General features: G+C 58.5%; 1 protein-coding gene. It reads left to right on the forward strand.

The window, feature by feature from the left end; genetic code table 11:
• Positions 1 to 7 precede the first annotated feature (7 nt).
• On the forward strand, positions 8 to 270 hold a 263-nt coding region (locus KVS69_RS19645), incomplete at its 3' end, for a GntR family transcriptional regulator (protein ID WP_302675393.1).

Genomic DNA, 270 nt, shown 5'->3' on the forward strand with positions numbered 1-270 from the left:
ACAGGTCTTGGCGACCGAGATCGTCGATGGGAAATACGATGACACGGGGCTATTGCCAGCTGAGCGGAAACTCATGGAGCGGTATGATGTCGGTCGTCCAGCTATACGGGAGGCTATTTTTGCTTTAGCTCGGCGCGGTCTTGTCGAGCAGAGACAGGGCAGGAGGGTGCGGGTTCTCAAACCGAATGTCCGGCATGTCGTTTCAGAGCTTGAGCTTGTCGTCCGGGGCGTGCTTCGCGACTCGACGAGCCCCGGGCATCTGATGGAGGT

Origin of the sequence: Stenotrophomonas sp. GbtcB23 (genome assembly GCF_019091045.1) — a bacterium.
Lineage (GTDB): Bacteria > Pseudomonadota > Gammaproteobacteria > Xanthomonadales > Xanthomonadaceae > Stenotrophomonas > Stenotrophomonas rhizophila_A.